Origin of the sequence: Tolypothrix sp. VBCCA 56010, from assembly GCF_050875635.1 — a bacterium.
GTDB lineage: Bacteria > Cyanobacteriota > Cyanobacteriia > Cyanobacteriales > Nostocaceae > Hassallia.
This window is the reverse complement of record NZ_JBPAOH010000120.1, coordinates 1-24457: the sequence shown is the minus strand read 5'-3', so window position 1 is coordinate 24457 and position 24457 is coordinate 1. Positions and strand designations below refer to the sequence as shown.

At 41.8% G+C, this 24457-nt stretch carries 26 protein-coding genes and 2 pseudogenes; 13 read left to right on the top strand and 15 right to left on the bottom strand.

The features are described 5' to 3' along the window. From AABK37_RS29970 to AABK37_RS29960, 3 genes are all read right to left on the bottom strand, one after another. Positions 1-1298, bottom strand: a 1298-nt coding sequence (locus tag AABK37_RS29970) for a matrixin family metalloprotease (protein WP_432555135.1), incomplete at its 3' end; no start/stop codon positions are given. A 580-nt stretch (positions 1299-1878) separates the two neighbouring features. After that, on the bottom strand, positions 1879-2457 hold the full coding sequence (locus AABK37_RS29965) for a Uma2 family endonuclease (protein ID WP_432555134.1): 579 nt from the start codon (positions 2455-2457) through the stop codon (positions 1879-1881). Between the two features lie 234 nt (positions 2458-2691). Continuing rightward, positions 2692-3270, bottom strand: coding sequence for a Uma2 family endonuclease (locus AABK37_RS29960; RefSeq protein WP_432555133.1), 579 nt, complete (start codon positions 3268-3270; stop codon positions 2692-2694). 220 nt (positions 3271-3490) lie between these two features. Between AABK37_RS29960 and AABK37_RS29955 the strand changes: the two genes are divergently transcribed. The 5 genes from AABK37_RS29955 to AABK37_RS29935 all read left to right on the top strand — a co-directional run bounded on the left by AABK37_RS29955 (position 3491) and on the right by AABK37_RS29935 (position 7638). Then, on the top strand, positions 3491-3631 hold the full coding sequence (locus tag AABK37_RS29955; protein WP_432555132.1) for a hypothetical protein: 141 nt from the start codon (positions 3491-3493) through the stop codon (positions 3629-3631). Positions 3632-3646: 15 nt separating this feature from the next. Continuing rightward, complete coding sequence (locus AABK37_RS29950) at positions 3647-3928, top strand: DUF433 domain-containing protein (protein WP_432555131.1); 282 nt, start codon at positions 3647-3649, stop codon at positions 3926-3928. Continuing rightward, complete coding sequence (locus tag AABK37_RS29945) at positions 3925-4272, top strand: DUF5615 family PIN-like protein (RefSeq protein WP_432555130.1); 348 nt, start codon at positions 3925-3927, stop codon at positions 4270-4272. Before AABK37_RS29950 ends, AABK37_RS29945 begins: the two co-directional genes overlap by 4 nt. An 88-nt stretch (positions 4273-4360) precedes the next feature. Then, positions 4361-6427, top strand: coding sequence for a prolyl oligopeptidase family serine peptidase (locus AABK37_RS29940; RefSeq protein ID WP_432555129.1), 2067 nt, complete (start codon positions 4361-4363; stop codon positions 6425-6427). A gap of 125 nt (positions 6428-6552) precedes the next feature. After that, positions 6553-7638, top strand: coding sequence for a DNA-methyltransferase (locus AABK37_RS29935; RefSeq protein WP_432555128.1), 1086 nt, complete (start codon positions 6553-6555; stop codon positions 7636-7638). Between the two features lie 7 nt (positions 7639-7645). On the opposite strand, the gene arfB is transcribed toward AABK37_RS29935, so the two are convergent. From arfB to AABK37_RS29920, 3 genes are all read right to left on the bottom strand, one after another. Then, positions 7646-8059 carry an alternative ribosome rescue aminoacyl-tRNA hydrolase ArfB gene (gene arfB / locus AABK37_RS29930; protein WP_432555127.1) on the bottom strand — a complete coding sequence of 138 codons (414 nt, stop codon included), beginning with the start codon at positions 8057-8059 and terminating at the stop codon, positions 7646-7648. A gap of 38 nt (positions 8060-8097) precedes the next feature. Next, a complete protein-coding gene (locus tag AABK37_RS29925; RefSeq protein ID WP_432555126.1) occupies positions 8098-8412 on the bottom strand; it encodes a type II toxin-antitoxin system VapC family toxin in 315 nt (104 codons plus the stop codon). Between the two features lie 109 nt (positions 8413-8521). Then, the gene (locus AABK37_RS29920) at positions 8522-8734 is read right to left on the bottom strand and encodes a YlcI/YnfO family protein (RefSeq protein ID WP_432555125.1); all 213 of its coding nucleotides are present in this window, start codon (positions 8732-8734) and stop codon (positions 8522-8524) included. A gap of 191 nt (positions 8735-8925) precedes the next feature. Here AABK37_RS29920 and AABK37_RS29915 point away from each other — a divergent pair, with 191 nt between their 5' ends. After that, positions 8926-9360, top strand: coding sequence for a hypothetical protein (locus tag AABK37_RS29915; RefSeq protein WP_089128319.1), 435 nt, complete (start codon positions 8926-8928; stop codon positions 9358-9360). 64 nt (positions 9361-9424) lie between these two features. On the opposite strand, the gene AABK37_RS29910 is transcribed toward AABK37_RS29915, so the two are convergent. Continuing rightward, positions 9425-9829 (bottom strand): thiol-disulfide oxidoreductase DCC family protein, encoded by a 405-nt coding sequence (locus tag AABK37_RS29910; protein WP_432555124.1) that lies wholly within the window; start codon positions 9827-9829, stop codon positions 9425-9427. Between the two features lie 182 nt (positions 9830-10011). Between AABK37_RS29910 and AABK37_RS29905 the strand changes: the two are divergent. From AABK37_RS29905 to AABK37_RS29885, 5 genes and pseudogenes are all read left to right on the top strand, one after another. Next, a pseudogene (locus tag AABK37_RS29905) lies at positions 10012-11079 on the top strand (aldo/keto reductase). Between the two features lie 140 nt (positions 11080-11219). Next, positions 11220-11816 (top strand): DNA starvation/stationary phase protection protein Dps, encoded by a 597-nt coding sequence (gene dps, locus AABK37_RS29900; protein ID WP_039747870.1) that lies wholly within the window; start codon positions 11220-11222, stop codon positions 11814-11816. A 54-nt stretch (positions 11817-11870) separates the two neighbouring features. Continuing rightward, the gene (locus AABK37_RS29895; protein WP_432555123.1) at positions 11871-12044 is read left to right on the top strand and encodes a hypothetical protein; all 174 of its coding nucleotides are present in this window, start codon (positions 11871-11873) and stop codon (positions 12042-12044) included. A gap of 157 nt (positions 12045-12201) precedes the next feature. Further along, positions 12202-12918, top strand: coding sequence for a pirin family protein (locus tag AABK37_RS29890; RefSeq protein ID WP_432555122.1), 717 nt, complete (start codon positions 12202-12204; stop codon positions 12916-12918). A gap of 229 nt (positions 12919-13147) precedes the next feature. Next, positions 13148-13888 carry an SDR family oxidoreductase gene (locus tag AABK37_RS29885; RefSeq protein ID WP_432555121.1) on the top strand — a complete coding sequence of 247 codons (741 nt, stop codon included), beginning with the start codon at positions 13148-13150 and terminating at the stop codon, positions 13886-13888. A 93-nt stretch (positions 13889-13981) separates the two neighbouring features. On the opposite strand, the gene AABK37_RS29880 is transcribed toward AABK37_RS29885, so the two are convergent. Continuing rightward, a complete protein-coding gene (locus AABK37_RS29880) occupies positions 13982-14764 on the bottom strand; it encodes an Rpn family recombination-promoting nuclease/putative transposase (RefSeq protein ID WP_432555120.1) in 783 nt (260 codons plus the stop codon). A gap of 99 nt (positions 14765-14863) precedes the next feature. On the opposite strand from AABK37_RS29880, the pseudogene AABK37_RS29875 reads away from it, so the two are divergent. Then, positions 14864-14947 (top strand): annotated as a pseudogene (locus AABK37_RS29875) (DUF4346 domain-containing protein); the annotation flags it as partial. A 116-nt stretch (positions 14948-15063) separates the two neighbouring features. On the opposite strand, the gene AABK37_RS29870 reads toward AABK37_RS29875, so the two are convergent. From AABK37_RS29870 to AABK37_RS29850, 5 genes are all read right to left on the bottom strand, one after another. Beyond that, entirely contained in the window at positions 15064-15879 is an 816-nt protein-coding gene (locus AABK37_RS29870) for a hypothetical protein (RefSeq protein ID WP_432555119.1), read from the bottom strand. Positions 15880-16312: 433 nt separating this feature from the next. Continuing rightward, positions 16313-16543 (bottom strand): ribonucleotide-diphosphate reductase subunit beta, encoded by a 231-nt coding sequence (locus tag AABK37_RS29865; protein ID WP_432555136.1) that lies wholly within the window; start codon positions 16541-16543, stop codon positions 16313-16315. Between the two features lie 160 nt (positions 16544-16703). Then, positions 16704-17498 carry an LmeA family phospholipid-binding protein gene (locus AABK37_RS29860; protein ID WP_432555118.1) on the bottom strand — a complete coding sequence of 265 codons (795 nt, stop codon included), beginning with the start codon at positions 17496-17498 and terminating at the stop codon, positions 16704-16706. Between the two features lie 126 nt (positions 17499-17624). Further along, positions 17625-20900, bottom strand: coding sequence for an efflux RND transporter permease subunit (locus AABK37_RS29855; RefSeq protein ID WP_432555117.1), 3276 nt, complete (start codon positions 20898-20900; stop codon positions 17625-17627). 47 nt (positions 20901-20947) lie between these two features. Next, positions 20948-22384, bottom strand: a complete 1437-nt coding sequence (locus AABK37_RS29850; RefSeq protein ID WP_432555116.1) for an efflux RND transporter periplasmic adaptor subunit — start codon at positions 22382-22384, stop codon at positions 20948-20950. 482 nt (positions 22385-22866) lie between these two features. Here AABK37_RS29850 and AABK37_RS29845 point away from each other — a divergent pair, with 482 nt between their 5' ends. Then, entirely contained in the window at positions 22867-23403 is a 537-nt protein-coding gene (locus AABK37_RS29845) for a phycobiliprotein lyase (protein ID WP_432555115.1), read from the top strand. A gap of 112 nt (positions 23404-23515) precedes the next feature. Here the strand turns inward: AABK37_RS29845 and AABK37_RS29840 are convergent, their stop codons facing one another. Further along, positions 23516-24082 (bottom strand): HdeD family acid-resistance protein, encoded by a 567-nt coding sequence (locus AABK37_RS29840; protein WP_432555114.1) that lies wholly within the window; start codon positions 24080-24082, stop codon positions 23516-23518. A 155-nt stretch (positions 24083-24237) separates the two neighbouring features. Then, positions 24238-24457 (bottom strand): Uma2 family endonuclease (locus AABK37_RS29835; RefSeq protein ID WP_432555113.1); only part of this gene is annotated, 220 nt, incomplete at its 5' end.

The window sequence follows — 24457 nt, the reverse complement described above, 5'->3', positions numbered from 1 at the left end:
TACTTCCAGATCGCACCTGTGTTGTGAATCTGGTAGAGGTTCCCACCGGCTGCCGCAATCTGTTTGGTCGCCGGATTGTTGTCGAGTTCCTGCCAGCCAGTCATCGGTGGGCTGGCGTATTTCCAGATGCGCCCGGAGTTGTGTAATTGGTACAAGTCGTTGCCGTCCGCCACAATAGCGATGGAGTCCGGATTGTTGTCGATCTGTTGCCAGCCAGTCATCGGCGACCCGACGTACTTCCAGATCGCACCTGTGTTGTGAATCTGGTAGAGGTTCCCACCGGCTGCCGCAATCTGTTTGGTCGCCGGATTGTTGTCGAGTTCCTGCCAGCCAGTCAGTGGTGTACCGGTAAATTTCCAGATACGACCACTATTATGTAGCTGATATAAGTTATTGCCATCAGCGACAATGTTAACCGAGGCAGGGTTATTGTCCAGCAACTGCCAATTAGGAAAACGCGCTCCATAAATCGAGCGAATACCATCAATATCATCTTGTGCTAGAAAACGATGCGGACCACTATAGCTTGGGAACATTAGTGCTCCTGCAACCGAGGAGTGAGCTAAACCAAGCGAATGTCCAAATTCATGAGCAGCAACAGTAATCAGATCAACGCCGCCAGCCGGTACTGGTATATTGACAGTCCAGGTTTCAGCTTCATCGAAATGTGCATCACCCGCAATAGCACCGCCGTTAGGTGGTGGGGAGAAGGCATGAGCCAGCACCCTGCCAACTCCGTCAAATGGAGAGCCATCACCATGATCGCCAGCAACGAAGCGAATTACAAAGTCAGGGTTGGAGGCTAGCGGAACCTCTGTAAATCTTAGAGGTGTAACTTGACTCCAGAGATTAAGCGCGGCAGCGATCGCATCTCGAACCTGCTGTTGTGTTAGTTCTGGCGTAAATTCCTGGAATCCATAGGTAAGATCGGTTTTATTCCACTTGTTACCTTGAGCTACGAAGTCGCTAACCCCTTGCTGAGTTGGAATATCAGGAAAGCCACAGCGAGGTAAGCTCATCTGTACAACAGTAGCTTCGTCAAGCACTCCGGTAACAGGTAATCCATGAAACTGTTGAAAGTCTCTTAAAGCTTTAGCAGTAGCCTCGTCAAAGTTCCCTAATTTTGCATCAGGAGGATTTGCCGCTGTTCGTACAGCAGAAAATTCTTCCTTAGCCGAAGCGATGCGAAGATAACCGAAGTGCTGCAAGAAATCTTGCAATTTCTCAACATCTGGACTAATAACACCCTCAGAAAGTCCAATTGTTGAGGGAAATGTAAATGGACGAATCTCTCGCATTTTGCTTACTCCCATTTCAGAAAGTTAATCAGATTTCAAGCAGGCATTGCACTGAAAGCTTAGATAAGCACAAAATTGTGTTTAGAACTCTCAGATTTCAAGCTTTGTCAGTCATCAAGATCCCATCTATTCACTTTTGCCATATTTATAGGCTCATGTGTAGTACCCTCAAGGGTACTACACATGAGACGGAAATTTTTTATGGAAAATTGCCCAAAAAAAAAGTTGTTGAAACAGGTTCAGGACGCAATTCAGCTCAAGCATTATTCTTAGAAAATGGAAAAAAGCTACATTGATGCGGATGTGCAAAAACCCTTACCAAGGTTCTATCTTAGAACTATGTCAATAATGGATTAGCCTCTAACATTATGCCTGCCGAAAAACACCTGACTTATCCATCCAGCCCGAAAAGCGATCGAGCCCGAATAATGACAGTGTGAGATTTTTGGGATTGATTCCTGCCTCGCTTCGGACTATAATATTTTGTCATTGCGGGAACAAAGTGAAGTGAAGCGATCGCTTTCGTATTGGGATTAATATCTGCCTCTCTACGAGACGCGTTGCGCGATCGCTTCGGACATTATCCCCAAATTCGTTGCAGATTGAGTACAAAACCAGGTAGAATATTTTCCCCAGAAATAGTTTGAGGAAATTTTAAAACTTCCACATCTTGTCCTGGACGATAAATTTCTACTTCCTGTTTTTTTCGGTTGATCAACCAACCAAGACGACAACCATTTTCGATATATTCTTGCATCTTATTCTGAGTTTTTTTTAAGCTGTCATTAGGTGAAAGTATCTCGATGACAAAATCAGGACATAGGGGAATAAATTTTTCTTTTTGCTCTTTAGTCAAAGCATCCCAACGAGATTTTTCTACCCAAGAAACATCAGGGGAACGGTCAGAACCTGAAGGTAAAGTAAATCCAGTTGATGAATCAAAAACTTCGCCTAATTGATTTTGTTCATTCCATGATGCTACTTGAAGAATTAAATTAACATTACTTCTCCCTGTTTCTCCTCCCGTAGGTGGCATTATAATCAATTCTCCTTGGGCATTGCGTTCTAATTTTAAATCGGGGTTTTCTTCACACAATTGATAAAACTGCTCTCTTGTCAGTTGAATTATAGAATTGAGGTTTAATGTAAGTGCTGTCATAACAACCTCTAATTAACTCATCTATTATCAAAAATAGCATCGGTGACTTCTAGTCGCGGCGTTGCGCGTACAAAGTCCGCATGACAAGGACTTAAGAAAAGTTGAAACCCGCGTGTCTTTGGGTACGGAACAAAGTGAAGTGTTCAAAGCAGCGTGGAAGAGACAAGCGATCGCTTTCGTATTGGGATTGCTTCGTGCCTTTCTACGAGACGCGTTGCGCGATCGCTTCGGACATTATCCCCAAATTCGTTGCAGATTGAGTATAAAACCAGGTAAAACATTTTCTCCGGAAATAGTTTGAGGAAATTTTAAAACTTCCACATCTTGTCCTGGACGATAAATTTCTACTTCCTGTTTTTTTCTGTTTATCAACCAACCTAGACGACAACCATTTTCGATATACTCTTGCATCTTATTCTGAGTTTTTTTTAAGCTGTCATTAGGTGAAAGTATCTCGATGACAAAATCAGGACATAGGGGAATAAATTTTTCTTTTTGTTCTTTAGTTAAAGCATCCCAACGAGATTTTTCTACCCAAGAAACATCTGGAGAACGGTCAGAACCTGAAGGTAAAGTAAATCCAGTTGATGAATCAAAAATTTCGCCTAATTGATTTTGGTCGTTCCAGAACCATATTTGAGCGTTAATAGTAGAATTACTTCTCCCTGTTTCTCCTCCCGTAGGTGGCATTATAATCAATTCTCCTTGGGCATTGCGTTCTAATTTTAAATCGGGATTTTCTTCACACAATTGATAAAACTGCTCTCTTGTCAGTTGAATTACAGAATTGAGGTTTAATGTAAGTGCTGTCATAACAACCTCTAATTAACTCATCTATTATCAAAAATAGCATCGGCGACTTCTAGTAGTCTGGCAGACTAAGTTTGAGGGGTAAAAGAACGAACCGCAAAGACGCGAAGTACACGAAGTAAGAGGAAAAGAAGAGAGATTGAAAAATTGATTTACCCGTCAAAGTTGACTTGCCAGACTACTAGTCGCGGCGTTGCGCGTACAAAGTCCGCTAGCATTTACTATGAAGAGCGAAAAATACCTGACTTACCCATTCAGCCCTTATAGCGATCGCGTTGATAACTACCGCAGTTCGTTTTTCCATAATGTGTGCGTAAGTCCTGACAGCTACAAATCGCTAGAATTGGTGTTGGTGAGATTTTAGGTGATACAAGCAGCTATGGTAAAATCAACAGAACATCTTTACGTTGTTAGAGATGAACATATTCTAAATGGTGAGCCGATTATCAAAGGAACACGTACATCAGTTAGGGCAATTGTTGAAACTTGGCGGATGGGAATTGCTCCTGAAGAAATCTTAAAAGGTTTGCCTCACCTAAGGCTGGCGCAAGTATTTGATGCGTTGAGCTATTACAGCGATCATCAAGATGAGATTAACGCTTATATCGAACGTAACCGAATTCCCGATGATTTAATTGACCCGTTAGTACGAGGTTTATGAGTAATTTGTTCATTCGCTTGTACCTAGATGAAGATGTCAATGTCTTGGTGGCAGATTTGCTGAAAGCGAGGGGCTTTGATGCTCTAACTGTAAGAGATGCAGGACAACTTCATGCAAGCGATGAAGAACAGTTTGCTTATGCTGTAAGCCAAAAAAGAACGCTGGTTACGCACAATCGAACCGACTTTGAAGAACTTATACAAGCGTACTTTGATACCGGACAAATTCACTACGGCGTGATTCTGGCTGTTCGCCGTTCACCTCAAGACATCACGCAAAGATTACTGGCAATTTTGAATCAAGTGACAGCGGATGAAATGGAAAATCAGGTTCGGTACATCTGATTGCTCAACTCGATGGCTTGCTTTTGGGTTGCCAAGATTTAGTAAGGTTCTATCTTAGAACTATGTCACGAAAAAATTAGCATTTACTATGACCAGCGAAAAACACCTGACTTACCCATCCAGTCCTTATAGCGATCGCGTTGATGACTACCACGGTACTATAGTTGCAGATCCTTATCGCTTCTTAGAAGACCCGGACTCAGAAGAAACCAAAGCTTGGGTTGAAGCCGAAAATAAAGTTACCTTTGGCTACCTCAACGAAATTCCCGCTAGAGAAAAAATCAAGCAGCGCCTCACCAAATTGTGGGATTATGAAAAATATAGTATCCCCTTTCAAGAAGGCGAAAACTACTTTTATTTCAAAAATGACGGACTGCAAAACCAAAGCGTCCTCTATACCCTAAAAACTCTCGACGGTGAACCGAAAGTTTTACTCGACCCGAACAAACTTTCAGCAGATGGTACTGTTGCGCTTTCCGGTTTATCTATCAGTGAAAATGGTAAACTTTTAGCATACGGTTTATCCTCATCTGGTTCTGACTGGCAAGAATGGAAAGTCCGAGATGTGGAAACAACTGAAGATTTACCAGACCATCTCAAGTGGATTAAATTCTCTGGTGCATCCTGGACAAATGACAATCAAGGCTTTTTCTACAGCCGCTACGATGAACCAAATGAAAAAACCAAATTAGAAGATGTCAACTATTATCAAAAGCTTTATTACCACAAATTGGGTACATCCCAATCAGAAGATACATTAATTTACCAACGTCCCGACGAAAAAGAATGGGGATTTGGCGGTGGTGTCACAGAAGATGGACATTATTTAGTAATTTCCGTTTGGTCAGGAACTGACTCGAAAAATCTGTTTTTTTACAAAGATTTGACTAACCCAAATGCCGAAGTAGTCGAACTAATTAAGGAATTTGAAGCAGATTATAGCTTTATCGATAATGATGATAGCGTCTTTTATTTCCGTACAGATTTAGACGCACCCCGCGCCAAAGTTATTGCCATTGATACTAAAAATCCTCATAAATCAGCTTGGCAAGAAATTATTCCCCAAGCTGCGGAAACTTTGGAAAGTGTCGGCATCCTCAACAATCAATTTGTTGCTGATTATCTCAAAGATGCTCACGGCAAAGTCAAAATTTTTGACCTCAACGGCACTTTTGTTAGAGAGGTAGAATTACCCGGACTTGGTTCAGTCGGAGGCTTTAACGGCAAACGTCATGATACGGAAACTTTTTATAGTTTCACTAGCTATACCACACCGCCAACTATTTATCGCTACGACATAGTAAGCGGAAAAAGTCAAGTTTTTCGGGAACCAAAGGTAGATTTTCATCCTGCTGATTATGAAACTAAACAAGTTTTCTATCGCAGCAAAGATAATACGCAAGTACCGATGTTTATCACCTATAAAAAAGGGATTAAACTTGATGGAAATAACCCTACCTTACTGTATGCTTATGGCGGTTTTAATATCTCTTTAACTCCGAATTTTTCTGTCGGAACCTTAGTATGGCTAGAAATGGGTGGTGTCTATGCGGTTCCGAATCTACGCGGAGGTGGTGAGTATGGGGAAGAATGGCATCAAGCGGGAATGAAGCTGAAAAAGCAGAATGTGTTTGATGACTTTATTGCTGCTGCCGAGTGGTTGATTGGCAATGGGTATACCAAGAGTGATAAGTTGGCGATCGCAGGTGGTAGCAACGGTGGATTATTAGTTGGTGCTTGCATGACTCAGCGTCCCGATTTGTTTGGTGCAGCTTTGCCAGCAGTCGGGGTAATGGATATGTTGCGCTTTCATAAATTTACCATCGGCTGGGCGTGGGTTTCTGAATATGGTTCGCCGGATAACCCAGAAGAGTTCAAAGCGCTTTATGCTTATTCCCCACTGCATAACCTCAAACCTGGTACAGCTTATCCAGCAACGATGATTACCACAGCCGATCATGACGATCGCGTGGTTCCTGCTCATAGTTTCAAATTTGCCGCTGCTTTGCAAGCCGCACACACAGGTGAGAATCCTGTATTAATTAGAATTGAGACGAAAGCAGGACATGGTGCGGGTAAACCTACAGCTAAAATTATCGAAGAATCCGCAGATAAGTGGGCTTTCTTGGTGCGTACTTTGGATATGAAAGTTTAATTTCGCCCAAAGCCAATAGGGTGTGTTACCGCGATCGCGGTTACACACCTAAAACGGTAACAGTTTATCTTTGCATGTTGCTACTAGTATTGATAAAACGCACCAATGATGATCGGGATTTAAATATGAAACTTGATTGCGAACCTTACTACAAAACAAAATTTGGTGCTGCTTATTTGGGAAACAGCCTAGAATTAATGGCAGATATTAGTAGCGAAAGTATTGACTTGATTTGCACGTCTCCACCATTTGCATTGGTTCGGAAAAAAGAATACGGAAACGTTGATGCTGACGAATATGTAGAATGGTTTAAAGATTATGCGGCGCAATTTCACCGTATTCTGAAACCAACAGGTTCACTGGTTATTGATATTGGTGGCAGTTGGATTAAAGGAATGCCAGTTCGTTCTCTTTATCATTTTGAATTAGTTGTTGCTTTGTGCAAAGCAAAAGAAAAAGGCGGACTTGGGTTTTATTTGGCACAAGAATTGTATTGGTATAATCCAGCTAAACTCCCCACCCCGGCTGAATGGGTAACAGTTCGCAGGGAAAGAGTTAAAGATTCGGTAAATACAATTTGGTGGTTGTCAAAAGAACCGCATCCTAAAGCTAACAATAGAAGGGTTTTAAAGCCTTATAGCGATGCAATGAAGAACCTGATCAAGAATGGGTATAAACCCAAAGTCAGACCATCAGGTCATGATATTTCCGATAAATTTGCAAAAGATAGAGGAGGGGCTATTCCCCCGAATATTATTGATGGACGTTGCAGTGCAGACAAAGAAGAAATAGGACAACCAGTTATTTTACAAGAAGTTTTATTTGAAGATTTAGTTCAACCCGTAAATGTGATTTCTGCTTCAAATACCGCTTCTAATGATTATTATCAACGACGTTGCAAAGAAGAAGGTTTTAAACCACACCCGGCAAGATTCCCTCAAGCTTTACCTGAGTTTGTTATCAACCTTTGTACAGAACCAGGGGATATTGTTTTAGAACCTTTCGCCGGTTCTAACATGACAGGTCGGGTTGCAGAAAGTTTACAAAGACGCTGGTTAGCTTTTGAGATTGATGAAGACTACATCAAAAGCTCAAAACTAAGATTTGAAGAAAATGCTCCCTTGGTTGTTGAACCTCCAGCAGATTTACCACCAGTAGCATCAGAAAATGCCGATCAAAACCACCAGGGAGTACAATTAGGACTGTTTTGAACAAATTTCAATCCTCGATGTTTCCTCTAATGGATTTAAGCTGTCCTCGCTTGCTTTTGCTATCGAGACGTTTTCTCACAGAGCTGCGAGTCGGTTTGGTTGGTTTGCGTTTTCGGGGTAACACTGCGACGCTTTTAATGAGTTCTTGAAGTCGTTTCAAAGCCTCTTCTTTGTTCTTCTCCTGGGTTCGGTGTTCTTGGGCTTTAATAACAATAACTCCCTCCTGAGTGATGCGTCGATCGCTGAGTTTCAAAAGTTGTTCTTTATAAAAATCGGGTAGGGATGAAGCATTAATGTTGAAGCGCAAGTGTATAGCAGTGGAGACTTTGTTTACATTTTGACCTCCTGCACCTTGGGAACGAATAGCACTAATCTCGATATCGCTGTCAGGGATGATTACTTGGTTGGAAATTTGCAACATTGTTTATATTTTGCTTAGGAACGTGGATTATCTTTTTTTTACATCTTTCCTATCTCTCGTAGATAAGCGGGTCGAGGTGTGAGTTGCTTCACAAGTGCTGCATCCGCCGGACAAAACTCCGCAGATATACTTTCAGCGCAAGCTAAAAATGCGGCATCATACAGCGTAGGTAATTTATATTGCTCGGCAATTTCCCAGGTTTTTGCCCTAATTGCTTCTAGTTCTATGTAATCAATGGGAAGTTCGCAAAAGTCTTCAAAAAAACCTTGTGCTTCCTCTGTGGTGATGACTTGCATCCGGGTTTTTTTTCGCAACACAGATCCAACTTCTGCCCAAGCAAAAGCTGGAGCCACTAACCTGAAATTAAGGCTTAATGCTTCTTCTATAACAATTCTAGCTTGTGATTGACAAATTTATGGTACAAGGTAGCAAATCCAAACGCTAGTATCTAAGCACAATACTCTAGTCACGCCGCTTTTCGCCTTCTCTGAAACTGCGAATCAAATCCCCAGAAGTACGCTGTATTCCCGTTTTGGCTTTGACGGTTTCACTGCGGGCTATAATTCGTTGATGAGCTGCCCATCCCCTCCGGCGTCGCACTTCCTTTTCCAAAGCCTCAACTACTAAATCATTCAAGGATTTGCTACCTTGTTTTAGTTTCTTGGCTAAAGCCAAGCAAGTCAGCCGGAAAACGGATTGTTACGGCTTCGCGTTCCATTGGAATATTTACAACCAAATAGTGATACCATTTATTGTAACTGCTATTTGATTTACTATTTTATTGGCGATCGCATAAATGCATTTAGACGCAAATTGCTATTATTTGATAATTCCTTATACAAAACAGATAAATAGGAGTATTGAGCGTGAATGCATCTGAACAGGCAACAAACGTTGAACTTGCTAGCAATATTGCGACGGTAGTTAACTTGTTCAAATTTGAGTTTCCTGATGCAAAATCGGATCTCAAACCCTGGAAGAATGACCCAGAAACTAGGGAATTAGTCGATCCAGACTCGATAGATATCGGCTTTCACTTTCCTGGTATCAGCAAATCTTGGCGCAGTCGCAGTATACTAATTCAAATTAGATTTTATCAAGATCCCATCAATAACTTACGTCGAGCGATCGGTGTGGAAGTAGCAGGATTTGACCATCGCGGCGAGGTGTGGCGACTTTCTACAGTAGATAATTGGAGTTGTGTTGGTATATCTGAACCTTCCCCAGAAATAGAGGAAAAGCTAAAACAGTTTTGCCGACAGATTTTAGAAGTCTTCAATCAGCAAACTGATAGCTTGTAATTAATTCGTAGTGAGCGGTTTACCGCTCATAATTTTAAAGGGCTTCAGCCCTTACTACTAGCAACTATTTTTGACAGCTACCATCAACGCAATATGCTGATTGATATGTACTAGAACGCTTGCCAAATATGGTGTAGCGGTTATCGCGAATTTGTTCGTAAAAGCGATCGCCTACCCATTTCACTCCCGGTAATGCCCGATAAGCATCCACGAATACGCTACCTAGCGGCAATAATCGTCCAATCTCTTCCGCTGCCGCAGTTCCTTGCCAGCGTCTTTCCGGTGCGTTTCCATCAATCAAAATCATTCCCTGTTCGCAATCAATAGCGGTAATTCCCCACTTTTGAAGTGTTTGCTCATCTTGCATGGAGATATAGCGAAACAACTTGCCTTGATCTAAAGTTTCTAACAGTTGCACGCTTGTAACGCAAAGATTGCAATTACCGTCGTAGATAACATAATAATTCATAAAAGTTGCAGATTGTTTTTTATATACAGTCTATGTTTATATTTATGAACTGACGAAATTCTGTCAATATTACCTAAGTATGAAAATTATTTACTGATTAATCTCTCCCCAGAAAGCAAGAATTTGCAAGACAATAGTATGGGCGATCGATAAACTTAATTTCAGCAAGTGAATAAATAGTCATGAGATACAAACTCTTAGGCAAAAGCGGTTTGAGAGTCTCTGAACTCTGCTTGGGAACAATGACTTTCGGTGAAGATTGGGGTTGGGGTGCATCTTTTGACGAAAGCCAAAAGGTTTTTGATGCTTTTGTGGAAGCTGGAGGCAATTTTATTGACACTGCGAATGGTTACACCGATGGTAGCAGCGAGAAAATCGTTGGTGAGTTGATCGCTAAGGAACGAGAACGTTTTGTAGTTGCAACGAAGTATTCTTTTCCTTTACAGATGAACGATCGCCAAAATAATCCTAATGGCAGTGGCAATCATCGTAAGAATATGATGCAGTCGTTAGAAGGCAGTTTAAAACGCTTGAATACCGACTATATTGATTTATTCTGGTTGCACGCTTGGGACTTCATGACACCGATTGAAGAAGTCATGCGTTAGCGAAGCTTACCGAAGGTATCGCTTGATGATTTAGTGCGGCAAGGTAAAATACTATACGTAGGCATTTCTGACACGCCTGCTTGGATTGTCTCACAAGCAAACACGCTGGCGCAATTTTATGGCTGGACACCTTTTGTCGCTTTGCAAATTGAGTATAATTTGCTTCAGCGGACACCGAAACGGGATTTGTTACCAATGGCAAAAGCCTTCGATTTGGCAGTTACGCCGTGGTCGCCTTTAGGTGATGGTGTGCTGACAGGTAAGTATAATAAGCCTAGTAGCAACGACGAACAGGGACGATTGGGAACACAAGGAGGAGATATTCCCGAACGCAGTTTAGCGATCGCCGAAGTCGTGACTCAAGTTGCCCAAGAAATTGGACACACACCTTCACAAGTTGCACTCGCTTGGTTGCGTCATCAAAGTGGTGTGATTATCCCCATCGTTGGCGCCCGCAAGTTAACCCAATTTCAAGATAACTTAGCTTGTTTAGATGTCAGCTTATCACCAGAACATCTGCAACGTTTAAACGAAGTCAGTCAAATTGAACTTGGTTTTCCCCATGACTTCTTGCAAAGCGACATAATCCGCGATCGCCTTTTTGGTGGTACATTCAGCACTATTGAAAATCATCGTCATTGAGCAAGCTAATTCCCGGTTTACAAATTTTGAATGAAAGTAATAATAATTCACAAACCGATTAATTCCATCTATCGGTAGAGGGTTTTGCGCCCTTAGCTACTAGCTGTAGACTAGTTTTATCGAGCCAACAAAGTAAAATTATGAGCGACAACAATCTTTCATCTCGTCTTTACCCCACCCGTATTGATATTCCTGCTGAAGCGCGATCGCAGATCGTTGTAATCCTCAACAAAACTTTGGCAGCTACCTCAGATTTGAAAACACAGGTAAAACAAGCGCACTGGAACGTCAAAGGAACTGATTTTTATCAGTTGCACGAATTATTTGACGAAATCGCCGGCGAACTGGAAGAATACGTTGATATGTTTGCTGAACGGGTAACAGCTTTAGGCGGATATGCAATGGGAACCGCTCGCATGGCTGCTGCCAATTCGATTTTACCAGAATATCCTACCGATATTTTGGCAGGAATGGAGCATGTGACAGCATTGGCAGATCGGTTTGCACCTTATGCCAAGCATTTGAGAGAAGCGATCGACAAAACTGACGAATTAGGCGATCTTGACACCGCAGACCTTTATACTGAAGTTTCTCGCACCATTGACAAACGACTGTGGTTCTTAGATGCTCATCTGCAAGCAGCAGAAGTGACAAACACAGAAAATGGAAATGGAAATGGAAATGGTAACGGTGTTTCAGCTACTACTAAAACTCAACAAACAGTTCTTGCTGGATAAGTTGAGTGGATAGTTGTTAGTGGTTAGTGGATAGTGGATAGTGGGGCATGGGGCATGGGGCATGGGGATTTGAAGAGGGGGAAAGGGAAAAAGGGAAAAAAAAGAATTATTACCAATGCCCATTGCCCAATGCCCATTGCCCATTGCCCATTGCCCAACAACTATCAACCAACAACCAACACCCAACAATTATATACAGTATCCTTTTGGGAAGTACGTTACTTTTAAGTGCGTACTTTTCATTTTATATATACATCCGTTACTATTGAGATAGTTAACAACCAGGTGAAAAAAATCTCAATTCCAAGACTAAACTGATACATGAGTTGTTAACAAAAAAGCTTGTTTTCTTAATATAAATAACCATTCCAAACGAGGTAGACGTATGTCTCGAAATACTGTTACCCATCTAATTCATGATAGAAACGCACGCGGTCAAACTAAAATTGGTTGGTTGGATAGTTACCATACATTCTCCTTTGGCAATTTTTCCGATCCAAATCGCATGGGATTTCGTTCTCTGCGGGTAATTAATGACGATCGCATTGTTCCTGGTGCTGGTTTTGGTACTCACGGTCATCGGGATATGGAAATTCTCACATATGTCCTAGAAGGTGCGCTAGAGCATAAAGACAGCTTGGGTACGGGTTCGGTGATTCTTCCCGGTGAAGCGCAAGTTATGAGTGCTGGTACTGGTATCACTCACAGCGAATACAATCACTCGCAAACTGAGCCGGTACACCTTCTGCAAATCTGGATTCTTCCTGATAAGCAAGGCTTAAAACCAAGATACGAACAAAAAGCTTTTCCTATTGAAGAAAAGCGCGGAAAACTACGTTTAATTGCAGCCAAAGATGGACGCGATGGTGCTGTCACAATTCATCAAGATGTGAATTTGTACACATCTGTTTTAGAACCGGGTGATGTGATAAATTATCACGTTCAACCACATCGTTATGCTTGGTTACAAATAGCGCAAGGTATAGCAACCTTGAATGGTGAAGAACTTAGAGCCGGCGATGGTGTACAAATTAGCGTTGAAGAACAACTGGAAATCAGCACCCAAGTAGGTGTAGAAATCTTACTTTTTGATTTGGGTTAATGTCAAAAATAGGGTAAGGGGTAAAGGAAAGAAATATTTTCATTTTTTAACTCTTCTCCTTGCCCTTTTCCCAAATTCGGAAATAAGTACACGCATTGCACGCATTTCATAGCGAAATATTTAACGAAGACTCTGCGACACTCTGCGTTTACCTTCGCGTCCCTCTGCGTTTCAATAGGTATCTTACCTGCCCTACAATAAAGTTGATTGAATATTCAAGAGTAATAATATGGGATCTCTAGCAGGAAAAGTTGCGATCGTTACGGGTGCATCGCGAGGAATTGGAAGAGCGATCGCACTAAAATTAGCTAGCAACGGTGCGTCTGTTGTGGTTAACTATGCAGGTAATGCAGAAAAAGCGCAGGAAGTTGTTACGGAAATCGAAAACCTTCAAGTACAAGCTATTTCTGTACAAGCGGATGTTAGCAAAGTAGCTGATATTCACAAGCTTTTCGACCAAACAATTGAAAAATTTGGTCAAGTCGATATTTTGGTTAACAATGCCGGCACAACTTTTTACAAATTAACCACGGAAGTTACAGAAGAAGACTTCGACAAGATTTTTGGCATTAATGTCAAAGGCACGTATTTTGCGTGCCAACAAGCTGCACAACGCATGGCTGACGGAGGAAGAATTATCAACTTTTCTTCATCCACGACAGCGATGATCATGCCTAAATATGGTGCTTATGTAGCAACTAAAGGTGCTGTTGAACAAATGACGCGGGTACTAGCGAAAGAATTAGGTGAAAAGGATATTACAGTAAATGTGGTTTCTCCAGGTCCCACCGATACAGAACTTTTCAGACAAGGTAAGACAGAAGAACAGATAAACCATTTAGGGCAAATGGCAGCATTAGGACGATTGGGACAAGTGCAAGATATTGCAGACGTGGTAGCGTTTATCGCTAGCGATGAAGCCAGGTGGATAACAGGGCAAAATATTCGTGTGAATGGTGGGATAGCTTGAGGCGATCGCAAGGGTTTTAACGGGTATTTCTATTCGCTTTGGCAACAACACCGATAACCTTTTTGTTATGCTGCGATCGCCACAAAGTTGGAACTAATTTTGTGGAAACTCATTCAGTTGTTGTTGAAGTTGTTGAACTTCCTTAATCGATAAGTTTGTTACACGAGCAACCATCTCAATCGGTAAACCTTCCCTTAGTAAATTATTGGCTATTTCTCTTTGCTTTCTTGTTTCTGCTCTTGCCTCTGCTTCTTCCTGAATCGAACGGTAAATCACAGATTCCTGCATAATGTCTCTCCGCACTAGACTATAAATTACGTCTTGCTCTAATCTTAACCCAGCCAGAATTGCTGAGGCTGCTATCAGATTTGCCTGTGTCGTTGGGTCTTCAATCCGATCTACAATCTCAGTTGCTTGGCGTAATGTCTCTGCTGGATTTGCAGTCTGTCCCAGTGTAGCAAAGGGCAATAGCCCAGGATATTGCAAAAAGAGTGAGGCAGGTTGCTCCCACAACCGAATGACATCAAATTCATGGCATGTGCGTTCCATTGTGAAACTCGTTTGATAAACCAACTCTGAGCTAGTCTGCTTCAGGTAAATCACAACTTGCCGCATCGGTTTGGTTGGATCTTTGCGGTACATTCGCACGCGGTAATCCAAAACACGGAATGGAATATTGTTCTTGGGAAGTGTTTGAAACTCAATATGTAAAACAGATTCGTCCGATTCCAGCAAAATTAGGGCATCCGCACGAATCGGATCGAGGGAGAGTTCAGAGGGTTTGAGTTCTGTCATCGTGACAGCCTTTCCCAACAACCAACTGGCAAAGTCGGCTGAGAAGTGTTCGGCTAGGAATCGGCAGGTATCGTCATACATAGGAGAGATTGTACAACTGATTATACCGATTTTATTTTGAGCAAATCTAACATTTGATGAAGTGTGGTAGGGCGATCGCTACAACTATTCAACCGCCGATTGGATCATGCGGCTTACTTGGGACGTGAGTTTATGCGAGCGGAATTGGCATTGGTATCAGGACAAGACTACGTAGAGGATTAAATAGGTTTGTGATGATTTAACGGTTCGCTTGAGCGGCTGAAACCAATTTTCGCAATGCACCAAGGTCTTTTGTCAGTCCGCTCCAAGCGAATTGTTATACAGCGTTTGCCTAGCATTCAATCTGGTTTTATCCAACCCTTAATAATTGCTTTGCCAATGTTGAGATACGAATTGTCTAAGAACTCTTCGATAGCAGCTTCACCTCCAGCCCCCAATGCGCCAACTATCCGACGCTTGAAACTAGGGGTTGTTTCATCATTAACATATGCAATTTTTTCAATCTCAGTGGCATCAGGATGAAATTTATCAAGTTGCTCAAGAAGTTTCTGAATCTCTTTAGCAGCTTCTGAAAGAGTCTTCCGTTCAGCCTGATAAATGTGTTGATTTGCTTGCTGTATTCCATTGTCTGCAATTTTGTTGGTAAAATTTCCAACATTTGCTCCACTAAAATTGTTTTCAAAGTTTGTAGACATACGAGTATCTCCACTATCTATTTGACCACTTGCACCAGGCAAATTAGTTTGACTATTCTGCACCCAATAATTTTTTATATATAAGAAATTGATAGTACCATTATCTTTACGCTTCTGTGTTTCTGTGTCGTATCCTCGATTAATCTCCTGCTTCAACTTTGTCTTATTAGACTCCCCAGAGATATCTACAAATATTTCTAGCTTTTTTTCACTTTTTTTAACTTTAAAACCTGTTATCGCAAGATCAACATTATTATCCTTGCCTACCACATGAATAACACTACGCAAAGCTTCTATGTCAATCTTCTCAAAGAAGTCAATAGTTAAATGATCTAACTTACCATCAAGACGCTTCGGTCTCCCATCAAGACGCTTCGGTCTCCAATCTTTAACAGCATCAGCAATAAGATCATATAAAATAGCAATTCCAGGTTTTGTACCGGGTACGTGAAAATACATACAAACTTTCCCTTTGAAGAACAACTTATAATCAACTATTAAACCCTGGCTTTCAGGCTATACAAACAAATCTAACACCCAATTTTTGATGTTGTGGCAATGATACTCAAGATAAAAGTGACTCGGGTAATAGCAATAGACAAAGTTGTATAACTATTTATTATACGGAAACTTTCCGTATAATCTTTTTCTCAATCTTAATATATGAAGCATTACAACGAACTCCTGTCTGAATATACGGAAAACTTCTTTTTTACCCCCTTATTTGGGTATTATACCGAATTTTTCCGTCCACTTCATGCTGTTTTTTTTCTCTATAAAGAGGTATTAAAACAAGATTTAGATTTATAAAGTAGATGCGGTACGTGCTAAAAAACCTAAATATTTACCAACAGTTTTAACAAAGGATGAAGTTTTCGCAATTATTCAAAAGTTATCTGGAGTACATCAACTTTTGATACAGCCGCACATGAGAAAGTTCATCTCGGTTAATCATTCTAAAGATATCGGCACTCCCAGACATGAGCATCCGTGATGAGAGATTGTAGAAAAATATAAACCCCTTATAGAAGTACAATCCTTCTAACAAATAATTAGCCAATAGCGATACGAAATAATTCTCTGGTATGGGATTATCAACATACTTTTGGTATAATCCAGCGATGAATTCGCATCGTTGTTTAAGAATGCGTAGCGTAGCCCGCCGCAGGCATCGCTACGTCAAAAATCATAAGCTTGTGTCCGGCGATCGCTGGGAATCACCGTTTCAATGATGTGTTGATAAGGGCTTTTACCTTCATATGTTTAACCCGAACTCAGGTTACTTAACCGGTACGTGGGATTCGCTCAATCTCAGCATAACCGCTAAAAATCAACTGTTTACCTTCAGTTTCTAAACGGTTAAGCCGCATTTTTACTCCATCCAAATCAAAGCGATCTAAATCAACCATATTATCCAAAATATCTGCTAGTGCTACGCTCAAGGTTCTAGATATTTCCTTTTGCGCTTCTGGTATCGAGTCAAGTTCAATTTGCGGATCTTTAAAAGAAACACGCCGACGCCTTTCAATAGCTATAGTTACAGTCATATCCAAAGGTACAAGTTCGCGATCGCCTAAATCTGCCTTGGCGAAAATTCGCAGGCGATTTTCTGGCAATAATTCTACCTGGATTTCTGGAAAAGATACTGGATTACCGCCAGATAATTGAGTTAAGGCTGGTACGGTGAGGTTTAACAAGCGTTTTTTAACTAATTCCGCCTTAAAAGAGTAGTTGATCCCTTCTTCTGATAAAACGACTTTAGCGATCGCTTGAGTCGGTTGCTTGAGAGTTAGTTTACCACTCAAAACCGAGCTAAAGTCAATCGATACAGCATCGGTTTCTACAGAAATTTCCTCTGCGGGGAAATCTTTGCGAATCACTACGCCAGTTGCGTTCATTTTAAAGCTATCAATGCTGCCTTGCAACAGTTTGCTGGAGGGATAGCAGCGCACAAAGACTTCTACTGATTCGCTTTGGCTAAACAGATGGCGAATCGTTTGGCTAGCAACAGTATTGAGCATCCGCTCTCCCCAATCTGTGCCTTTGGGATCTTTTAAACCAGTAATTCCGCCGAACATGTGGTTTTGCGTCTCTAGAAGTTATTTGTCTTTTTGTAACAAACTGTTAAGATTATTGCAACTATCACTTTATAGATTGTGCTGATAATGACGTAGGGGATCGCTAATAATAGCGATCCCCTGCTTCTAAACTTTAGTTTTGAGATTTTTACGTAAATAACGCAACCGCATTAAGACAGGTTTTGCCCAATTCCCTGGTTGAAAATCATGCAGGAGAATGTACAAACAAGGGATGATAAATAAAGTCATCAAAGTAGCGATCGCCATTCCAAAGAAAACGACAATCCCCAACGGTTGCAAAAACTCTGAACCTTCGCCAATACCCAATGCTAAAGGAAACAGTCCTAAGATGGTAGTGACTGTAGTCATCATAATCGGGCGCAAGCGTTGCGGAGCGGCTTTGAGGATGGCAATTTCACGAGTACAATTTTCTTCTTCCCTGATTTGGTTCGCTGATTCCACCATCAAGATACCCGCATTCACCACAATTCCCACTAGCAAGACTACACCAACTATTACCGTTGCACCAATCGCAGTTTTGGTAATGTAAAGTCCAAAAATGCCGCCGGCTAACGCTAGCGGTACAGTAAACATGATTACTAACGGATCGAGCAGCGAATTGTATTGTACAGCCATAACGACGAAGATGAGAAAAACTGCTAAAGCTCCTAAAGTTTTCAAAGCATCTTGAAGTTGCTGATTAGTTTCTTGAGCGGAACTAGGTACAATGGAAACGTCTTCAGGTAATTTTATACTTTTGAGTACTTGATTAACTTCGGCGATCGCTTCACCAAGACTAGCTTCCTCGTTTAAGTTGCCTGCAATAATAAAAGCTTGACGTTGGTTAATTCGCTGCACTTCACCAGGTGCTTGACCTTCTTCGATTCGGGCAACATCCAAAAGGCGAATCTGTTTGTTGTTTTCTGTAAATAGCGGTAATCCTTCTAGCTGAGAGGGACGCTGAATCGCTTCTTGATTTAGTTGCACCCGCACATCAACCAAACGGTTGCCGCGTTGAATTTGTGTGGGAACTGAACCTTCAATTGCTGTCTGAATAGTTGCCCCAATTTGTTGTGCCGTCAGTCCCAGGTTTGCAACTCGTTCCCAGTCGGGACGAATTTGTATTTCTGGTTGCCGGGGATCGGCATCTGGTCGGAATTTAGCTGATGTTGCTTTTTCTTCTAAAGCTTGCAGGATTTCAGCACCTGCTTGACGTAATTTTTGCTCATCTTCACCTTGCAAGATGACATCAATTTCCGATCCTTGCGCTGGGGTATTACTCAAGATTAAACCGCGCACTTGACCGGGACTCAGACGCAACAGAATTCCTGCCAAGTTGAGTTTGTTGAGTTGCTGAGTTACTTTTTTAACGTACTTTTCTACATCTGTGCCTTCTTTGAGATTGATGGTACTGTTTGCCCGTAAAGGATTTTCGGAAGTATTATTACCAAATAAAGAACCGCCTACTGTGGTGAAAGCATACTCGGTTTCTGGTTGTTTCATCAAAATGTCATCGACAACTTGCATTACTTTTTGAGAAGTTTGCAAAGGTGTACCGGGTGGAAACTGCGCTCTCAAGTTGGCTTGTCCGGTATTAATTCGGGGTAAAATTTCTTGGGGAATTTGACCAACCATGAAAAAGCTACCACCGCCGAGAATCAGTAAAGCAGCGGTGACTACAACTAAGCGAAAGCGTATAATCTTTGTTAAAAAGTTGCCGTATCCTCGCGTAGCATCTTCAAAACGGCGATTAAACTGTTTAAGCAGCCAAAATTTACTTATACCACTAGACCAGCGGATTGCCAGCAGTCGAGAAGTCAGCATTGGGACGACTGTAACAGCAACGACTAGGGAAGCAGCTACGGCAAAGGCAATTGTCAGAATCAGTTCATTAAATAGCAGTGAGATAAAGCCACCAATTAAAAGAAATGGGACGACAGAAACCAAGTTAGCGGCAGTAGCAGCAACTAACGCTGATTCTACTTCTTGGGAAGAAGCGATCGCATTTTCAATAAAGAATTTTGAATTCTCCTTGTCCCCCAGTCTCCTTGTCTCCTTATCTCCCTCTCTCTGATTGGGAGTTTTACCGGCTTTTTCGGAAATATTTTCTAAAATGACAACCGATGTATCAATTGCTTGACCAATTCCTAAAGTTAGACCTGCTAAACTAAATACATTTAAACTCAAGCCAAAGAATTTCATCATGGCGATCGCTGCTAAACTACACAGCGGAATTGCCAGACTAATAATAAATGTTTGCCGCAGCGATCCCAAAAATAACAGTACTGCTGCTGCTGCCAACAATGCTCCAGAAATCGCATTAAAAATTACATCATTTAAAGAATTGCGGATGAAGCGAGACTCATCAGTGGTGGCAGTCAAAACCATATCTGCTGGAATTAAACCGGATTGCTGCAATTGTTTAATTCGCTGCTTTACCCCCTCTACAACCGTAATTGTGTTAGCATCAGGCTGCTTTTGCACCGACAATTTCACCGCTGGCTGACGGTTAAGGTACACAGATACTCGTTGGTCTTCTGTGCCGTCAATTACCTCGGCAAAGTCTCGCAGATAAACGCGACGGGAAGTAGGGGCAGGGTTTCCCTGCCCTACTTGAATCGAAGAATTTCCCCCCCCAACTTCAATCGAGAGGTTTTCAATTTCCTTAGCATCTCGGAATCTGCCGACGGTGCGCGTTAACGGCTCGGAATTCTGCCCCAAAATCCGACCGCCAGAAGTATCTTGGTTACGCTCTGTTAGTTCATTGAGTACATCGGTTAACCCAATATTTAATGCTTGTAAGCGCTTTAAGTCAAGCAGCACCCGCACTTCTTCTTCTGCCGCACCAGATACATCAACTGCGGCGACTCCTGGTATAACACTGAGTTCCCGCGATAATTCTTCATCGGCAAACACGCGTAAATCTTTACCTTGAAGTGAGGTAGATGTCAGTGCTAATTCGTAAATCGGTAGTTGGGAGGGATCGACTTTAAATAAGCGTGGCTCCTCAATGGTTTCTGGTAACTGTCCTCTGCCTCGGTTAAAAGCTGCGGTAGCATCGTTGAGAGCCTGGTCAATATCGCCTCCGGGTTGAAAGAATAAATCAAGGCTTACCTGTCCTTCACGAGTGCGGGAAAAAACTTGTACTACATTCTCGGTTGCGGATAAAGCTTCTTCTAGGGGTCTGGTGATTTCATCTACTGCTACTTCTGGTGAAATACCCGGTGCTTCTAGCCGCACACCGATTCGCGGGTAGGTGATTGCTGGCAAGAGATCTACTTGGATAGTTGTAAAAAAGTATATCCCCATGACAATCACTGCCAGGGTGAGCATGAGTGTGCCGATATGTTGGCGGATAGCGATCGCGCTAATACTAAATCCGCTCGCTTTCGTTTGCTGCATCTGTCTCGCTCTGCTTTAATTCAAAATTCCGAATTTAAAACTTAAAGTTAATTGTTCTTAGGGGCAGATTTTGGTTTTTCAGAAATAACTGAAATCCGCACATCTTGCCCATCTTTTAACGGCTTACCAGTTTGCACCACATAGGATTCTCCGGCTTGTAAGCCTGATAAAATTTCTACTTTGCTGTCGGCTCTTTCTCCTAGCGTCACGGTTCTAGCTGTAACTTTTGGTTGACCATCTGTGTTATTTATGACAAATACTGTACCGTTGCGATTTTGACTTGGGGTTTCTCTGTTGGTGGGAGAGGGCGGGGAAACCCCGCCGCTACGTTGTGTTTGTGCGTTTTGGGATGGGCTTGCCTCTCGTTGGTTGGCCTGAATCGCTGTTTGGGGTATGACTACTCGCTGTTGTGCGGTGCTTTGAAAATTCACCCGCGCTAGCAATCCGCTGCCAATTTTGCCATCAGTGTTGGGAATTTCCACCTCAACTGGTACCAAGCGAGCTGTTGTATCGGCGGCTGGGGAAATGCGTATTACTCGACCGGTGTATTTTTTATTTGGAAAGGCATCTAAACTGACTTCCACAGATTGTCCAAGTTGAATTTTTGCCAGTTCTAATTCCGAAACTTGAACGAAAACTTTCGCACGGCTAAAGTCACCTATTTTCAAGATTTCGTTCCCAGGTTGAACAAGATTGCCCGGTTCTGTGATTTTTTCTGTGATTACGCCGGCAATGGGAGATATCAGCTTTGCATAGGAACGGCGCTCTTTGGCTTCAGCAACTAATGCTTGTTGGGCAACTACTCTTCCTTGGGCAGCAGCGACAGCTTGCTGTTCTGTGCGGACTTGCTCGGTAGCTGCACGGAGAGCTTGAGTAGCAGTTCGCGCTTCTGTTTGTGATTGTTCGGCAATTTGTAGAGCGATCGCTCCTTCTTTTAATAGCTTCTGTTGCCGTTGTGAGTCTGCTTGTGCTTGTACTAATACTAGTCTTAATCGTTCTACTTCTGCACGGGCATTACTTACTTGAGTTTTTGCTCTTGCTACTTCTGATTGGCGAGCTGCTAGTTCTGCTTCTGCTTGCTTTAGTGCTGTTAATAATAAAGCATCATCTAATTGTCCGATGACTTGCCCGCCTTTGACGGCATTGCCTATATCTACATTTAATGCTAAAAGCCGTCCTTCAACTTGCGATCGCAACGAGACAACCCGAAATGCATTCGTAGTGCCTGTATACTCTGATTGTGGTCGCAGCAATTCTGTGCGGGCGATCGCTACATCTACTGCCGTTGCATTATTACCCTGTTCCTTACCACTACCACGCTCTTGTTGTGCGTCAGCTGACTCTTTGGGAAGTGAACCGCAACTCATCGTTAACAGTCCTATTCCTAACACGCAGGCAATTAATTTGATAGACGAGGATACGGGTGAATCGGGAGAAAGAGTTATCTGTTTACCTCCTTGTCTCCTTGTGTACTTATGCGACATATTTCTGTCCAAAATCCAATTTTTTTGCTATATGGGGCGGTTTTAAGCTCAGACAGCCGTTTATCACTTATAAAAAAACGCAAGAAAGCATAAGTCTGCTATCGTACTTGATTTTGTATGAGAAATCACTGTTTTCGACAAAATAATGTCTTTATTAATACATGTTTTTATTTAAACTAGAAAAAATAGATTCGATTGGGAATTTATGCATTTACTGGCTAATTATAAATATTTTTTAACTTAGCTTTACTCTGCCCCTAGTTAGAAAACTCTAACTACTGATTCGTGACTTTTTTCACTTCTATCTTTCGGCTTAAACTACTAGAAAATTTTTATTTCTCGCGTTGTAGCGAAACTATCAGTAATTCTCGGATAATAGTGTTTAAATTAAGAAAAGTAAACAAGTTAGATATTTAGCACAGACATAATGTAGTTGTCTGGACACCTGATTGTATATTGACATTGCGTGAGGAAGGCAACCTGTGACATCACCCCTATATTTTGCACAAACTGCTGAAGAATCCCAGATTACAGAGTTTTTTACCGAATCAGTGGGACAGTGGCGTTCTGAACGGCGCTATTATACTCTCCCGGAGGGAGAAACAAAGGAGATGGTGAGTATAATTACCATCCGTTTTTTAGAGCCTGGATGTGACGAGTTGCAAAAACTAGCTAAGATGCATAATTTGCCAGATATCGCAAGTTTAATTTGCGGTACGCACGTCAGTTGGGATACAGATTCAGTGACGGGAAAAAAGGAATCTAAAGGTTCAACGTTGTTTGGTGCTTTAGGAAGTACTTTATATCGCGATCGCGGTTTTGCCACATCCAAACCAGTTACCGCGCAATATTATTTCCCCAACCCGAAAACTTTATGTTTGCGAACCGAGTACAATAATTCAGTATTCGAGGAAGAGTTAAAGCTAATTGGTGAAAAATACCGCACCCGTCAATCAATTATCTCTCGTGCAGGTGAACAATTGATGATTGGGCAGTATTTAGAAAAAAGAATTGATTAACGTCGTAGTGACGACTGAAGTCGTCATCTTGTAGAGACGTTCCGTCGGAACGTCTCTACTGGTGGTATGTTTAATCTTTGACATAAGCGATAAATCGCTTACTACGAAAAAATTAAGCGCTTGTAGCTTCAGATTGATTTAAGGCTGAACGCGCATTGAATGACAAACCTACGCGGGAAATGCCGGTGAATAGAACGCTGACACCGACAAGCGTACCAATCAACCAAGGTGCATTGAAAGGCCATTGGAACCAAATCATTGCGCCTAATATCAAAGTGATGATACCATCACCAAGTACCCAAGTCCAGTTTTGTTGCGGACGCAAGCGGAAGGCAAGGATTAGCTCAAATACACCTTCAGTTAACAAAAAGCTACCTAATAACAGAGTTAATGTGAGAATACCATTGAGAGGGTAAACAAACAGCATTATACCTGTAGCAATGTAAAGTCCGCTCAATAAAAGCTTCCAAACAAAGCCTCCTTGTTCGCGAGTTTGAGTAGCGTAGACAAGTTTGGTAAATCCTGAAGAAATGAGAATTAAAGCAAACCAAGTCTCTGCGAAAATCGTTGAGACAGCAGGTAAAGCGATCGCTATAATTCCTAAAACAATCAAAAGAACGCCAGTGACTAGCGATCCATTAATATTCTTTTTGACATCACCAGAAACGTTGGTTGTCATAAAATTTTTTCCCTTTGCTTTGTGTTGATACAATTAGGCTAGGGAATTTTTACATAACTTACGACAACCCTAAGATATACGTCATTTAGTTGATGTAGGGTGCGTTACTACGTTAACGCACCCTACTACAATATGTGTGAATTGTTCAAAGGCACTCAAGGCAATTCTAGTTGTAATTCAAAACCTGGTAAAACCTCTTCACCTGAAAGCAGTGCTGGAAGTTGAACTATTTCTACAGGTTGATTTTGTCGATAAATCTCCACTTGCCGATCTTGAAAATTAATCAACCAACCTAAACGCAAGCCATTTTCTACGTATTCTTGCATTTTATCTTGCAGACGTTGGAGGCGGTCAGTTTCCGAACGCAGTTCTATG